This window comes from Streptomyces pactum (assembly GCF_002005225.1).
GTDB classification, from domain to species: domain Bacteria; phylum Actinomycetota; class Actinomycetes; order Streptomycetales; family Streptomycetaceae; genus Streptomyces; species Streptomyces pactum_A.
In genome coordinates, this window is record NZ_CP019724.1 from 5,790,656 (window position 1) to 5,804,016 (window position 13,361).

The following is a 13,361-nucleotide window of genomic DNA, read 5'->3' on the forward strand; positions in this document are numbered from 1 at the left end:
TCCAAACCTCTGTCGGCGGACCCCGCCCCTGCATAGGGTGAGGGGGTGACACAGCCCGCAGCGCCTGCCTACCTCCGCTTTCCGCACCCGCACGGCGAGTTGGTCGCCTTCACCGCCGAGGACGACGTGTGGCTCGCCCCGCTCGACGGCGGCCGGGCCTGGCGGGTCAGCGCCGACAACGTGCCGGTGAACCACCCGCGCATCTCGCCCGACGGCACCACGGTCGCCTGGACCTCCACACGCGACGGCGCCCCCGAGGTGCACGTCGCCCCCGCCGACGGCGGCCCCGCCAAGCGCCTCACCCACTGGGGCAGCCTGAAGACCCAGGTACGCGGCTGGACCCCGGAAGGTCGGGTCCTCGCCCTCAGCACCTACGGTCAGGCCAGCCTGCGCCGAAGCTGGGCCCGCGCCGTCCCGCTCGACGGGGGACCGGCCGCCACCCTGCCGTACGGGCCCGTCGGCGACGTCGCGTACGGGCCGCGCACCGTGCTGCTGTCCGCGCCGATGGGCCGCGAGGCCGCCTGGTGGAAGCGCTACCGGGGCGGCACGGCGGGCAAGCTGTGGATCGACGCCGAAGAGGCCGGGGAGGCCGGGGAGTTCACCCGGCTGCACGGCGACCTCGACGGCAACGTCGAGTACCCCTTCTGGGTCGGCGACCGGATCGCGTTCCTCTCCGACCACGAGGGCACCGGCGCCCTCTACTCCTCCCTCGCCGACGGCTCCGACCTGCGCCGGCACACACCGATCGACGGCTTCTACGCCCGGCACGCCGCCACCGACGGCGTCCGCGTCGTCTACTCCTCCGCCGGTGAACTGTGGGTGCTGGACGACCTGGACGGCGCCGAGCCGCGCCGGCTCGACATCCGCCTCGGCGGCACCCGCGTCGACCTCCAGGCCCACCCCGTCAACGCCGCCCGCTGGTTCGGCTCCGCGTCACCCGACCACACCGCGCGCGGCAGCGCCGTCGCCGTACGCGGTGGCGTGCACTGGGTCACCCACCGCGCCGGACCGGCCCGCGCGCTCGCGGCGACGCCCGGCGTCCGCACCCGGCTGCCGCGCACCTTCCGCGCGGACGGCGAGGAGTGGGTGGTGTGGGTGACGGACGCCGAGGGCGACGACGCCCTGGAGTTCGCGCCCGCCACCGGACTCGCGCCCGGCGCCACGGCCCGCCGCCTCGCCGCCGGACAGCTCGGCCGGGTGCTCGCCCTCGCCATGGCGCCGGACGGCAGCCGCGCCGCCGTCGCCTCGCACGACGGGCGGGTGCTGCTCGTCGAGCGGGAGACCGGCGAGGTCCGCGAGGTCGACCGCAGCGACGACGGCGACGCCTCCGGGCTGGTCTTCTCACCCGACTCCGCGTGGCTCGCCTGGTCCCACCCCGGCCCCGACCCGTTGCGCCAGCTCAAGCTCGCCAACACCACCGACCTGTCGGTGAGCGAGGCGACCCCGCTGCGCTTCAAGGACTACTCGCCGGCCTTCACCCTGGACGGCAAGCACCTCGCCTTCCTCTCCACCCGCTCCTTCGACCCGGTCTACGACGAGCACGTCTTCGACCTGGCCTTCGTCGAGGGCGCCCGCCCGTACCTGATCACGCTGGCCGCGACCACCCCGTCGCCGTTCGGCCCGCAGCGCCACGGCCGGCCCTTCGAGACCCCGGACCGGGAGGAGACCCCCGACAGCGAGGGCACCCCGACCACCCGGATCGACATCGAGGGCCTCGCCGACCGCATCGTGCCCTTCCCGGTCGAGGCCGCCCGCTACTCCCGGCTGCGCGCCGCCAAGGACGGCGTCCTGTGGCTGCGCCACCCGGTCACCGGCGTCCTCGGTGCCTCCCGCGCCACCCCGGACGACCCCGACCCGCACACCGAGCTGGAGCGCTACGACCTCGCCCAGCAGCGCGTCGAGCACCTCGCCGCCGACGCCGACCACTTCGAGGTCAGCGGCGACGGCAAGCGGGTGCTGCTGTGGACCGACGGACGCCTCAAGGTCGTCCCCAGTGACCGGCGGGCCTCCGGCGACGAGGACAGCGACACCAACATCACCGTCGACCTGAGCCGCGTGCGGCAGACCGTCGACCCGGCCGCCGAGTGGCGGCAGATGTACGACGAGACCGGCCGCATCATGCGGGACCACTTCTGGCGGGCCGACATGAACGGCGTCGACTGGGACGGCGTCCTCGACCGTTACCGGCCCGTCCTCGACCGCCTCGCCACCCACGACGACCTCGTCGACCTCCTCTGGGAGGTGCACGGCGAACTCGGCACCTCGCACGCCTACGTCACCCCGCGCGGCGGCCACGGCTCCGGCGCCCGGCAGGGACTGCTCGGCGCCGACCTCTCCCGGCACGAGGACGGCGCCTGGCGCATCGACCGCGTCCTGCCCTCGGAGACCTCCGACCCCGACGCCCGTTCCCCGCTCGCCGCGCCCGGCGTCGCCGTGCGCGCCGGGGACGCGATCGTCGCGGTCGCCGGACAGCGCGTCGACCCGGTCACCGGGCCCGGCCCGCTGCTGGTCGGCACGGCGGGCAAGCCGGTCGAGCTGACCATCTCCCCGTCCGGCGGCGGCGAGCTGCGGCACGCCGTCGTCGTCCCCCTCGCCGACGAGGAGCCCCTGCGCTACCACGCCTGGGTCGCCGACCGCCGCGCCTACGTCCACGAGAAGTCCGGCGGCCGGCTCGGCTACCTCCACGTCCCCGACATGCAGGCCCCCGGCTGGGCGCAGATCCACCGCGACCTGCGCGTCGAGGTGGCCCGGGAGGGCCTGGTCGTCGACGTCCGCGAGAACCGCGGCGGCCACACCTCCCAACTGGTCGTCGAGAAGCTCGCCCGGCGCATCGTCGGCTGGGACCTGCCGCGCGGCATGCGGCCGGCCAGCTACCCGCTGGACGCGCCCCGGGGCCCGGTCGTCGCCGTCGCCAACGAGTTCTCCGGCTCCGACGGCGACATCGTCAACGCCGCGATCAAGGCGCTCGGTATCGGTCCGGTCGTCGGCACCCGTACCTGGGGCGGCGTCATCGGCATCGACAGCCGCTACCGCCTGGTCGACGGCACGCTGATCACCCAGCCCAAGTACGCCTTCTGGCTGGAGGGTTACGGCTGGGGCGTGGAGAACCACGGCGTCGACCCCGACGTCGAGGTCCCCCAGCGCCCGCAGGACCACGCGGCGGGCCGCGATCCCCAACTGGACGAGGCGGTCGGGCTCGCGCTGGCGGCACTGGAGGAGACCCCGGCCAAGACGCCGCCGGCCCTGCCCTAACCGCCGACCCCGCCCAGCCGCCGCGGCGGTGACCCGAGCGCCCGGTGCGCCGGACACCGACCCGGATACGATGCCGTAGAAGATCACCGGCGTGAGGAGAGCCCCATGACAGGGGAACCACGGGACGACTGCCTGTTCTGCAAGATCGTCGCAGGTCAGATCCCCGCGACGATCGTCCGCGAGACGGACACGACCGTCGCCTTCCGGGACATCAACCCGCAGGCACCCACCCACGTGCTGGTGATCCCCAAGGCCCACTACCGGGACGCCGCCGCCCTCGCCGAAGGCGCCCCGGAACTCGCCGCGGACGTGCTGCGCGAGACCCGGGCGGTCGCCGAGCAGGAGCAACTGGACAGTTACCGCACCATCTTCAACACCGGCAGCGGCGCGGGCCAGACCGTCTGGCACACCCACGCCCACGTCCTCGGCGGCCGCGGCCTCGAATGGCCCCCCGGCTAGGCGTCCCGTGTCCGTACGCGAACTCGTGGTCCTCGGCACCGCCAGCCAGGTCCCGACCCGGCACCGCAACCACAACGGCTACCTGCTGCGCTGGGACGGCGAGGGCATCCTGTTCGACCCCGGCGAGGGCACGCAGCGCCAGATGCTGCGCGCCGGGGTCGCCGCCCATGACCTGAACCGGATCTGCGTCACGCACTTCCACGGCGACCACAGCCTCGGCCTGGCCGGCGTCATCCAGCGCATCAACCTCGACCAGGTGCCGCACGAGGTCACCGCCCACTACCCGCGCTCCGGCCGGCGCTTCTTCGAGCGACTGCGGTACGCCACCGCCTACCGCGAGACGGTCGCCCTCACCGAGGCCCCGGTCGCCACGGACGGGCCCCTGGCCGTCACCCCCGCCTACACCCTGGACGCCCGCAAGCTCTCCCACCCCGTCGAGTCCTACGGCTACCGCCTCACCGAGCCCGACGGCCGCCGCATGCTGCCCGAACGCCTCGCCGCGCACGGCATCGAGGGCCCCGACGTGGGCCGCGTCCAGCGCGAGGGCTCGCTGAACGGCGTCCCGCTCGACGAGGTCAGCGAGATCCGGCGCGGCCAGCGGTTCGCGTTCGTCATGGACACCCGGCTGTGCGAGGGCGTGCACGCGCTCGCCGAAGGCTGCGACCTGCTGGTCATCGAGTCCACGTTCCTCGACGAGGACGAGGCGCTCGCCACCGACCACGGCCACCTCACCGCCGGCCAGGCGGCGCGGGTCGCCCGGGACGCGGGCGTACGGCACCTGGTCCTGACGCACTTCAGCCAGCGCTACCCGGATCCGGAGGAGTTCGAGCGGCAGGCCCGGGCGGCCGGCTACGACGGTGAGCTGACCGTGGCCCACGACCTGCTGAGAGTCCCGGTTCCGAAACGCCGGTAAGACGGTCGTACGATTCTCTGATGCCCCTGCCCAAAGCTGAACTGCACCTCCACATCGAAGGCACCCTGGAACCCGAGCTGGCCTTCGAGCTGGCCGCCCGCAACGGCGTGTCCCTGCCCTACGCGGACACGGACGCGCTGCGCGAGGCGTACCGGTTCGAGGACCTCCAGTCCTTCCTGAACCTGTACTACGAGCTCATGGCCGTCCTGCGCACCGAGCGGGACTTCGCGGACCTCGCGAACGCCTACCTCGCCCGCGCCGCCGCGCAGGGCGTGCGGCACGCGGAGATCTTCTTCGACCCGCAGGCGCACCTCGCCCGGGGCGTGGAGATGGGCACGGTCGTGGAGGGGCTGTGGCGGGCGCTGAGCACCAGCCGCGAGAACCACGGGGTCTCCACCCGGCTGATCATGTGCTTCCTGCGCGACGAGTCCGCCGAGTCGGCGCTGGCCACCCTGGACGCCGCGAAGCCGTACCTCGACCGCATCACCGGCGTCGGCCTGGACTCGGCCGAGGTCGGCCACCCGCCGGTCGAGTTCCGCGAGGTGTACGAGGCCGCCGCCGCCCTCGGCCTGCGCCGGGTCGCGCACGCGGGCGAGGAGGGGCCGCCGGAGTACGTCACCGAGGCCCTGGACGTCCTGGGCGTCGAGCGGATCGACCACGGCCTGCGCTCGGTGGAGGATGCGGCGCTGGTCGAGCGGCTGGTGCGCGAGCGCGTCCCGCTGACCCTGTGCCCGCTGTCCAACGTACGGCTGCGCACGGTCGACACCCTCGCCGACCACCCGCTGCCCGCGATGCTCGACGCCGGGCTGATGTGCACGGTCAACAGCGACGACCCGGCCTACTTCGGCGGCTACGCGGGCGACAACTTCGACGCCGTACGCCAGGCCCTCGGTCTCACCGAGGAGCGGCTGCGGGAGCTGGCCCGCAACTCCTTCCTCGCCTCCTTCCTGGAGGACGACGAGGAACTGCGGGCGCGCTGCCTCGCCGAGGTCGAGGCCTACGAGTTCCCGTCCGCCTAGGCGTACCGACCCAGGCGTACCGACTCGGCGTACCGCGTAGAGGCCCCCGTAGGAAGGGGACCGCGCAGGAGGGGAACCGCGCAGGACTCAGCCCGTCCCGGCCCCCGGTGTGGCCGCCGCCGACCGGGGCCCGCCGTCTCGTAGGCGTGCCGGACCGGGCCGGCCCGGGCCTCCACGTCGATCTCCACGCCCGGCTGCTCCGTGGCCCCGACCTCGGGCACGGCACCGCTGGGCGTGCCGGTGGCGGCGGCGACCAGGGCGGCCGGGGTGCCGCCGCGGCGGCGGATCGCGCCGGGCAGCAGCGGGCGTCCTCCGGTGTGCAGGGCGACGGCGGTCATCGGTACGGCGACCAGCAGCAGACCGGCACCGAGGGCCTGACGGCCACCGGCCCGGACGCCGCCGCCCCGTCCCCGGCGTGGTGCACACTGGCGGGGTCCGCACCATGCCAGGGAGCGCACCGTGACAGCGTCCACCGTGTCCACCGCGTCCGACGTGCCCGCCATGCCCGTCATGCCGGCCGACGAGAGAACACACCGCCACGCCCACGTCCCGGACGAGGCACCGCACCGCCACGCCCAGGTCGATCCCCTCGCCGCCCTGCGCACACCGCAGGACCCGCCCTGGGACGTGTATCTGACCGGCACCGTCTTCCTCGACGTCGTCTTCACGGGGCTCGACTCCGCCCCGGTGCGCGGGACCGAGTCCTGGGCACGCGGGATGGGGTCGAGCCCGGGCGGCATCGCCAACATGGCGACCGCGCTGGCCCGCCTGGGCCTGCGCACCTCGCTGGCCGCGGCCTTCGGCGACGACCACTACGGCGACTACTGCTGGGACGCCCTCTCCCAGGGCGAGGGCATCGATCTGAGCCCCTCGCGCACCGTGCCCGGCTGGCACTCGCCGGTGACGGTCTCGATGGCGTACGAGGGGGAGCGCACGATGGTCTCCCACGGCCACGAGCCGCCGCCCGAGGAACCGACCCCCGACTGCCCGCCCCGCGCCCGTGCCGCCGTCGCCTCCCTCACGCCCGGCGTCCGCGCCCCCTGGATCGCCCAGGCCGCCGGGCGCGGCACCCGCGTCTTCGCCGACGTCGGCTGGGACGACACCGGTGCCTGGGACCTGGCCGGGCTGCCCGACCTCGCGCACTGCGAGGCGTTCCTGCCGAACGCGGAGGAGGCCATGCGCTACACGGGCGCCGGCTGCCCCCGGGCCGCCGCGCACGCCCTGACCGAGCACGTGCCGCTCGCCGTGGTCACCCTCGGCGCGGACGGCGCGTACGCGGTGGACCGGCGTACCGGGGAGAGCGCCGAGGTCCCGGCCATCGAGGTCGAGGCCCTGGACCCGACCGGCGCCGGGGACGTCTTCGTCGCCGGGTTCGTCACCGGCACGCTGGCCGGCTGGCCGCTGGCCGACCGCCTCGCCTTCGCCGGCCTGACCGCCGCCCTCTCCGTCCAGGAGTTCGGCGGCTCCCTGTCGGCGCCCGGCTGGTGCGAGATCGCCACCTGGTGGCGCAAGGTCCAGTCGGTCCGGGAGCAGGATCCGACGGCCCTGCGGCGCTACGCGTTCCTCGCGGACCTGGTACCGGACGACCTGGTGGCCCCGTGGCCGCTGCGCCGCGCGGTCCCGACCATCGGCTTCCGCCCCCCGGCCTGACCGGGCAGGGCCCCGGGAGCGCCGCCGAAAAGGCCGCCGGAAGGGTTCAGAACCCGAGTCGCCGAAGTTGCTTCGGGTCGCGCTGCCAGTCCTTGGCGACCTTGACGTGCAGGTCCAGGAAGACGGGGGTACCGAGCAGGGCCTCGATCTGCTTGCGGGACTTGATGCCGACGTCCTTGAGGCGCTTGCCCTTGGGGCCGATGATGATGCCCTTCTGGCTGGGACGCTCGATGAAGACGTTGGCGTGGATGTCCAGCAGCGGCTTGTCGGCGGGACGGTCCTCGCGCGGGAGCATCTCCTCGACGACCACCGCGATGGAGTGCGGCAGCTCGTCCCGGACGCCCTCCAGCGCGGCCTCCCGGATCAGCTCCGCGACCATGACCTGCTCGGGCTCGTCGGTCAGGTCGCCCTCGGGGTAGAGCGTCGGGCCCTCGGGCAGCAGCGGGATCAGCAGGTCCGCGAGCAGGTCCACCTGCTCGTTCCCGGTCGCCGACACCGGCACGATCTCCGCCCAGGTGATCCCCAGCTCCTGGCCGAGCTGGTCGATCGCGATGAGCTGCTCGGCCAGCGTCTTGGAGTCCACCAGGTCGGTCTTGGTGACGATCGCGACCTTCGGGGTCTTCTTGATCCCCGCCAGTTCCTTGGCGATGAAGCGGTCCCCGGGGCCCAGCTTCTCGTTGGCCGGCAGGCAGAAACCGATGACGTCCACCTCGGCCCACGTCGTCCGCACGACGTCGTTGAGCCGCTCGCCCAGCAGTGTGCGCGGCTTGTGCAGCCCCGGGGTGTCCACCAGGATGAGCTGTGCCTCCGGGCGGTGCACGATGCCCCGCACGGTGTGCCGGGTCGTCTGCGGACGGTTCGAGGTGATCGCCACCTTCTGCCCGACCAGAGCGTTCGTGAGGGTGGACTTGCCCGCGTTGGGACGGCCCACGAAGCAGGCGAAACCGGCCCTGTGGACAGCCTCGGCCGACTCTTCGGATGACTGGGTACGAACGCTCATGGCGCCCATTGTCCCTGATCCCCGGAGCCCCGCCGTACCACGGTCGCCCGACGGGCCCGCGACGCCCGGGTCAGCCCGCGCTCACCGTGTCGCGCACGGTGCCGTCCGGGCCCGCGACGAGAACCGGCGTCCCGGGACCGCCCAGGTCCCGTACCGCCGCCCGGTCCTCCTCCGACGCCGACTCCGCCTCCGTCACCACGGCCGCCGCCTCCAGCGACCGGGCGCCGGACGCCACCGCCATCGCCACCGCCGTCCGCAGCGCGCTGAGCTTCAGCGAGTCCAGGCCGACGGTCCCGGCGACATACGTACGGCCGGTCTCGTCGCGTACGGCCGCGCCCTCGGGCACGCCGTTGCGGGCCCGTGCGGAACGGGCCAGGGTGACGATCTTGCGGTCCTCGGGATCGAGGGCGGGAGTCTCGGTCATGAGGCGAGCATACGTAGCCCCGCCGACCGCCGGCCGATCACCCCGCCACCGGGTACATCGCCCCGCGCCGGCCCTCCGGCGAGGCCAGCCACTCCAGCTTCGCCGCGCTGTTCGCCTCGTCCAGCGGCGTGTGCAGCACGATGGTCAGATCGGGCCGCGCGGGCACCTTCAGCGCCGTCGACTCCAGGCTGAGCAGCCCGACCAGCGGGTGGTCCAGCTCCTTGCGGATCTGCCCGGCGTCCTCGATGTCCCGCTCCTCCCACAGCGCCGCGAACTGGGCGCTGGCCTCCTTCAGGTCGGCCAGCACCTGCTGGAACCCCTCGTCATCCGGGTTGGCCGCGCAGGTGGCCCGGAACTGGGCGACGACCGTGCGCGCGTTCTCCTCCCAACTGCGGGCGCGGGCCCGGTACAGCGGGTCGGTGAAGAAGTCGACGATGCAGTTCCACGTCGTCCCGGGCCGCATGCCCAGCACCGTCGCCGCCGCGTCGTTGTACATCACGCAGTTGTAGTACCGGTCCATGATGTGCGCCGGATACGGCATCCACGTGTCGATCAGCCGCCGCAGCCCCTCGCACATGTCCCGCTTCGCCGGCTCCACCTCGGGCGCGGGCGGGTTCAGCCCGGCCAGCACGTACAGATGGCGGCGTTCGGCGTTGCTGAGCCGCAGCACCCGGGCCACGGAGTCCAGGACCTGCGGGGACACGGAGATGTCGCGGCCCTGCTCCAGCCACTGGTACCAGGAGGCGCCCACCCCCGCGAGCACGGCCACCTCCTCGCGGCGCAGCCCCGGCGTCCGGCGCCGTGCCCCGCCGTCCGGCAGACCGACGTCGGCGGGGGAGACCCGGGCCCGCCGGCTCATCAGGAACTCCCGCAGCTCACTGCGGCGACGGTCCCTGCCCACCGCCCCGGCCCTCACGATCACGTCCGGCACGTACGTACTCCCCCCGGTGGCCCCGCTGGTGGTGGCTGGTGGCGCCACCACCAGGACAACTTGCCGCTCCCCACGCCTATTCCGGGGCCCGCAGGCTCCTGTCCATGGCGATCGACACCACCTCAACCACCGCCCCAGTCGCCGAGCCGGCCGCTCCCCGGCTCTCGCCCCGCGACCGGCTCGTCCTGTTCGTGCTCTGCGCGGCCCAGTTCATGGTCGCGCTCGACTTCTCCGTCCTCAACGTCGCACTGCCCGTCCTCGGCGCGGACCTGGGCATGAGCACCTCCGCCCTCCAATGGGCGGTCACCGCGTTCGCGCTGCCGTCCGGCGGGTTCCTGCTGCTCTTCGGCCGCATGGGCGACCTGTACGGGCGCCGTCGGCTGTTCCTCGCCGGCCTCGCGCTCTTCGGCGCCGCCTCGCTGCTGGCCGCCTTCGCCTGGGACCCGGCCTCCTTCCTCGCCGGACGCGCCCTGCAGGGCCTCGGCGCGGCGGCCATCGTCCCGACCGGGATGTCCCTGCTGACGACGACCTTCCCGGAGGGCCCGGCCCGCGACCGCGCCCTCGGCATCTCCGGGACCCTGCTCTCGCTCGGCTTCACCGTCGGCATGGTGGCCGGGGGAGTGCTGACCGACCTGCTGAGCTGGCGCTCCACCATGGGCCTGCTGGCGCTGTTCGCCCTGGTCGTGCTGCCCCTCGCCCCGGCCCTGCTGCCCGAGTCCCTCCCCCATGGCGTCAAAGGCATGGGCGGTGCCCCCGTCCCGGAGCGGCCCCGCCTCGACGTCCCCGGCGCGGTCACCGTCACCGGCGGCCTGCTCGCCCTGATCTACGCCCTGTCGACGGCCGCCGAACACGGCTTCGGCCGCACCGACGTCCTCGTCACCCTCGTCGCGGGCCTGCTGCTCCTGGCCGCCTTCGCGCTCGTCGAGTCCCGCACCGACCAGCCACTGGTCTCCCTGCCGATGCTGCGGCGCCGCACGGTGGCGTGGGGCAACCTGGGCGGACTCGTCACCTTCTCGATGATGTCCACGGTGGTCTTCGTGCTGACCCTGTACCTCCAGGAGATCCTGGGCCTGACCGCCTTCGAGACCGGTCTGGTCTTCGGTGTGCAGGGTGTGCTGTCGGTGGTGGCCGGTTCGTACGCCCCCCGCGTCATCGGTCGCTTCGGCGCACGCCGCACCCTGGTCGGCTCGCTCGCCGGGCAGGGTGTCCTGGTCCTGTCCCTGCTGGCGCTGGGGCAGGGCGGCTGGTCGGTGGTGCTGGCCACGGCCGCCGTCTCGCTGGCCAGCATGTGCCACCTGGGCGCGATCATCTCCTACGGCCTGACCGTCACCTCGGGCGTCCCCGACGAGGAGCAGGGACTGGCGACCGGCCTGGTCACCTCCACCCAGCAGGTCGGCGTCACCGTCGGCATCCCGCTGCTGGGCGTCCTGGCCACCACCTCCAGCGACCTGATGTCCGGCGTCCACACGGTGCTCGTCCTGGACGCGGTGATCGTGCTGGCGGCGGCCGCGCTGGTGGCGGCCGGGCTGCGGACCCGCCGGACGACGGGCTCAGGAACGGTCGAGGCGGAGCCGCTCCGCGCGCGGTAGGCCGGCGACCACCAGGTCGTACGAGTCCTCCACGAGCTCCCGGACGACACGGTCCGGGAGCCCGCCGTCCACGGTCACCGTGTTCCAGTGCCGCTTGTTCATGTGCCAGCCCGGGACGATCAGGCCCGGGTGGGCGGTGCGCAGCCGGATCGCCTCGTCCGGGTCGCACTTGAGGTTGACCGTGAGGGGACGCCCGTCCAGCGAGGGCAGCGCGAACATCTTCCCCAGCACCTTGAAGACCGAGATCTCCGGATCGAAGGGGAAGTCCTCCACCGCGGCGTTGAAGGACAGACAGAAGGCGCGCAGTTCCCCGGGGGTCATTCCGACGCGGCCTCCTCGGCCGGTTCCACCGCGCCCACCGGCTCCACCAGCACCGTCACGATCTTGTTCCGGCGGCCCGCCGCGGCCTCCGCCGTCAGCCGCACCTCGCGGCCGTCGGGCAGCTCCACGATCGAGGAGGCACCGGCGATCGGCACCCGGCCGAGCGCCTTCGCCAGCAGACCGCCCACCGTCTCCACGTCCTCGTCGTCGAACTCCTCCAGGCCGTACAGCTCGCCCAGGTCGCCGATGTCGAGGCGGGCGGTGACCCGGAAGCGGTCCTCGCCCAGCTCCTCGACCGGCGGGAGCTCACGGTCGTACTCGTCGGTGATCTCGCCGACGATCTCCTCCAGGATGTCCTCGATGGTGACGATGCCCGCCGTGCCGCCGTACTCGTCGATGACGACGGCGACGTGGTTGCGCTCCTTCTGCATCTCGCGCAGCAGGTCACCGGCGTTCTTGGTGTCCGGCACGAAGAACGCCGGGCGCATCGCCGTGGAGACCAGGTCGCTCTCCGCGTCCCGGCTGATGTGCGTCCGGCGGACCAGGTCCTTCAGGTACACGATGCCGACGATGTCGTCCTCGCTGTCCCCGGTGACCGGGATCCGCGAGAAACCGGACCGCAGGGCGAGGGTGAGCGCCTGCCGGATGGTCTTGTAGCGCTCGATGACGACGAGGTCGGTGCGCGGGACCATGACCTCCCGCACCAGGGTGTCGCCCAGCTCGAACACCGAGTGCACCATGCGGCGCTCCTCGGCCTCGATCAGGGACTCCTTCTCGGCGTAGTCGACCAGTGCGCGCAGCTCCGCCTCGGAGGCGAAGGGGCCCCGGCGGAAACCCTTGCCGGGGGTGAGGGCGTTGCCGATGAGGATGAGCAGCGACGGGACGGGCCCCATGATCCGGGCCAGTGGCACCAGGACGTACGCCGCCGCGGTCGCCGTGTTCAGCGGGTGCTGGCGTCCGATGGTGCGCGGGGACACCCCGACGGCGACGTACGAGACGAGCACCATGACCGCGATGGCGATCACCAGCGCCTCGCCGGTGCCGTCGAACTCCTGCAGACAGGCGTACGTGACCAGCGCGGCGGCCGACATCTCGCAGGCGACCCGGACCAGCAGCGCCACGTTCAGATAGCGCGTCGGGTCGGCGGCGACCTTGGCGAGTCTCACGGCGCCGCGCCGCCCGGACCGTACCGCCTCCTCGGCGCGGAAGCTGGAGACCCGGGCGAGCCCCGCCTCCGCGCACGCGGCGAGCCAGGCGATCACCACCAGGGCGACCGCACCGGCCAGTAGCGGGAGGCTCATGAGACGGTCGGGGCCGGGGACGGGCCGGTCAGGCCCTTCTCCGCACGCCAGCCGTCCACGATGGCGGCCTGCAGACCGAACATCTCGGCCTTCTCGTCCGGCTCCTCGTGGTCGTAGCCGAGCAGGTGCAGCACCCCGTGGACGGTCAGGAGCTGGAGCTCCTCGTCCATGGAGTGCTGCGTCGGTGCCTCGGTGCCCTGCCTGGCGGCGACCTCCGGGCAGAGCACGATGTCGCCGAGCAGCCCCTGCGGCGGCTCGTCCACGTCCTTCGCCGGCGGGCGCAGCTCGTCCATCGGGAAGGACATGACATCCGTCGGGCCCGGCAGGTCCATCCACTGGATGTGGAGCTGCTCCATGGCGTCGGCGTCCACGACGATCACCGAGAGCTCGGAGAGCGGGTGGATGCGCATCCGTGCGAGCGCGTAGCGGGCGATGTCGAGGATCGCCCGCTCGTCGACCTCGGTTCCGGACTCGTTGTTGACGTCGATCGACATGGTCGTGC

The 13,361-nt window shown here is 73.3% G+C and carries 12 protein-coding genes and 1 pseudogene; 6 read left to right on the forward strand and 7 right to left on the reverse strand.

What is annotated here, in order from left to right; all coding sequences use genetic code 11:
* The first annotated feature begins 45 nt into the window (after positions 1-45).
* From B1H29_RS24715 to B1H29_RS24730, 4 genes are all read left to right on the forward strand, one after another.
* On the forward strand, positions 46-3,252 hold the full coding sequence (locus B1H29_RS24715; RefSeq protein WP_055416849.1) for a S41 family peptidase: 3,207 nt from the start codon (positions 46-48) through the stop codon (positions 3,250-3,252).
* 105 nt (positions 3,253-3,357) lie between these two features.
* Positions 3,358-3,711 carry a histidine triad nucleotide-binding protein gene (locus tag B1H29_RS24720; RefSeq protein ID WP_055416848.1) on the forward strand — a complete coding sequence of 118 codons (354 nt, stop codon included), beginning with the start codon at positions 3,358-3,360 and terminating at the stop codon, positions 3,709-3,711.
* Positions 3,712-3,718: 7 nt separating this feature from the next.
* The gene (locus B1H29_RS24725; protein ID WP_055416847.1) at positions 3,719-4,624 is read left to right on the forward strand and encodes a ribonuclease Z; all 906 of its coding nucleotides are present in this window, start codon (positions 3,719-3,721) and stop codon (positions 4,622-4,624) included.
* A gap of 20 nt (positions 4,625-4,644) precedes the next feature.
* Complete coding sequence (locus B1H29_RS24730) at positions 4,645-5,643, forward strand: adenosine deaminase (RefSeq protein WP_055416846.1); 999 nt, start codon at positions 4,645-4,647, stop codon at positions 5,641-5,643.
* Between the two features lie 122 nt (positions 5,644-5,765).
* Here B1H29_RS24730 and B1H29_RS39485 read toward each other — a convergent pair.
* Positions 5,766-6,014 (reverse strand): annotated as a pseudogene (locus B1H29_RS39485) (MFS transporter); the annotation flags it as partial.
* 139 nt (positions 6,015-6,153) lie between these two features.
* On the opposite strand from B1H29_RS39485, the gene B1H29_RS24740 reads away from it, so the two are divergent.
* On the forward strand, positions 6,154-7,293 hold the full coding sequence (locus tag B1H29_RS24740) for a carbohydrate kinase family protein (protein ID WP_055417726.1): 1,140 nt from the start codon (positions 6,154-6,156) through the stop codon (positions 7,291-7,293).
* Between the two features lie 46 nt (positions 7,294-7,339).
* On the opposite strand, the gene era is transcribed toward B1H29_RS24740, so the two are convergent.
* From era to B1H29_RS24755, 3 genes are all read right to left on the reverse strand, one after another.
* Positions 7,340-8,293, reverse strand: a complete 954-nt coding sequence (gene era, locus B1H29_RS24745; protein ID WP_055416844.1) for a GTPase Era — start codon at positions 8,291-8,293, stop codon at positions 7,340-7,342.
* 70 nt (positions 8,294-8,363) lie between these two features.
* On the reverse strand, positions 8,364-8,717 hold the full coding sequence (locus tag B1H29_RS24750; RefSeq protein WP_055416843.1) for a hypothetical protein: 354 nt from the start codon (positions 8,715-8,717) through the stop codon (positions 8,364-8,366).
* A 37-nt stretch (positions 8,718-8,754) separates the two neighbouring features.
* A complete protein-coding gene (locus B1H29_RS24755) occupies positions 8,755-9,648 on the reverse strand; it encodes a helix-turn-helix transcriptional regulator (RefSeq protein WP_055416842.1) in 894 nt (297 codons plus the stop codon).
* A 104-nt stretch (positions 9,649-9,752) separates the two neighbouring features.
* Here B1H29_RS24755 and B1H29_RS24760 point away from each other — a divergent pair, with 104 nt between their 5' ends.
* Complete coding sequence (locus B1H29_RS24760; RefSeq protein WP_055416841.1) at positions 9,753-11,237, forward strand: MFS transporter; 1,485 nt, start codon at positions 9,753-9,755, stop codon at positions 11,235-11,237.
* Here B1H29_RS24760 and B1H29_RS24765 read toward each other — a convergent pair.
* From B1H29_RS24765 to ybeY, 3 genes are read right to left on the reverse strand one after another with little or no spacing between them, the layout of a single operon-like run.
* Positions 11,199-11,558, reverse strand: coding sequence for an MmcQ/YjbR family DNA-binding protein (locus B1H29_RS24765; protein ID WP_055416840.1), 360 nt, complete (start codon positions 11,556-11,558; stop codon positions 11,199-11,201). The two genes, B1H29_RS24760 and B1H29_RS24765, sit on opposite strands and share 39 nt — an antisense overlap.
* Entirely contained in the window at positions 11,555-12,859 is a 1,305-nt protein-coding gene (locus B1H29_RS24770; protein ID WP_055416839.1) for a hemolysin family protein, read from the reverse strand. The genes B1H29_RS24765 and B1H29_RS24770 overlap by 4 nt, the downstream gene beginning before the upstream one ends.
* Positions 12,856-13,353: an rRNA maturation RNase YbeY gene (gene ybeY, locus B1H29_RS24775; protein WP_055416838.1), complete on the reverse strand. Its 498-nt coding sequence runs from the start codon at positions 13,351-13,353 to the stop codon at positions 12,856-12,858. The genes B1H29_RS24770 and ybeY overlap by 4 nt, the downstream gene beginning before the upstream one ends.
* Positions 13,354-13,361 lie beyond the last annotated feature (8 nt).

Excerpts from the sequence above, each read along its gene's own strand:
- B1H29_RS24765 (WP_055416840.1), bottom strand. The coding sequence starts at position 11,558 with ATGACCCCCGGGGAACTGCGCGCCTTCTGTCTGTCCTTCAACGCCGCG.
- B1H29_RS24740 (WP_055417726.1), top strand. The coding sequence starts at position 6,154 with ATGCCGGCCGACGAGAGAACACACCGCCACGCCCACGTCCCGGACGAG.
- B1H29_RS24720 (WP_055416848.1), top strand. The coding sequence starts at position 3,358 with ATGACAGGGGAACCACGGGACGACTGCCTGTTCTGCAAGATCGTCGCA.
- B1H29_RS24750 (WP_055416843.1), bottom strand. The coding sequence starts at position 8,717 with ATGACCGAGACTCCCGCCCTCGATCCCGAGGACCGCAAGATCGTCACC.
- ybeY (WP_055416838.1), bottom strand. The coding sequence starts at position 13,353 with ATGTCGATCGACGTCAACAACGAGTCCGGAACCGAGGTCGACGAGCGG.
- B1H29_RS24730 (WP_055416846.1), top strand. The coding sequence starts at position 4,645 with ATGCCCCTGCCCAAAGCTGAACTGCACCTCCACATCGAAGGCACCCTG.
- B1H29_RS24760 (WP_055416841.1), top strand. The coding sequence starts at position 9,753 with ATGGCGATCGACACCACCTCAACCACCGCCCCAGTCGCCGAGCCGGCC.
- era (WP_055416844.1), bottom strand. The coding sequence starts at position 8,293 with ATGAGCGTTCGTACCCAGTCATCCGAAGAGTCGGCCGAGGCTGTCCAC.
- B1H29_RS24770 (WP_055416839.1), bottom strand. The coding sequence starts at position 12,859 with ATGAGCCTCCCGCTACTGGCCGGTGCGGTCGCCCTGGTGGTGATCGCC.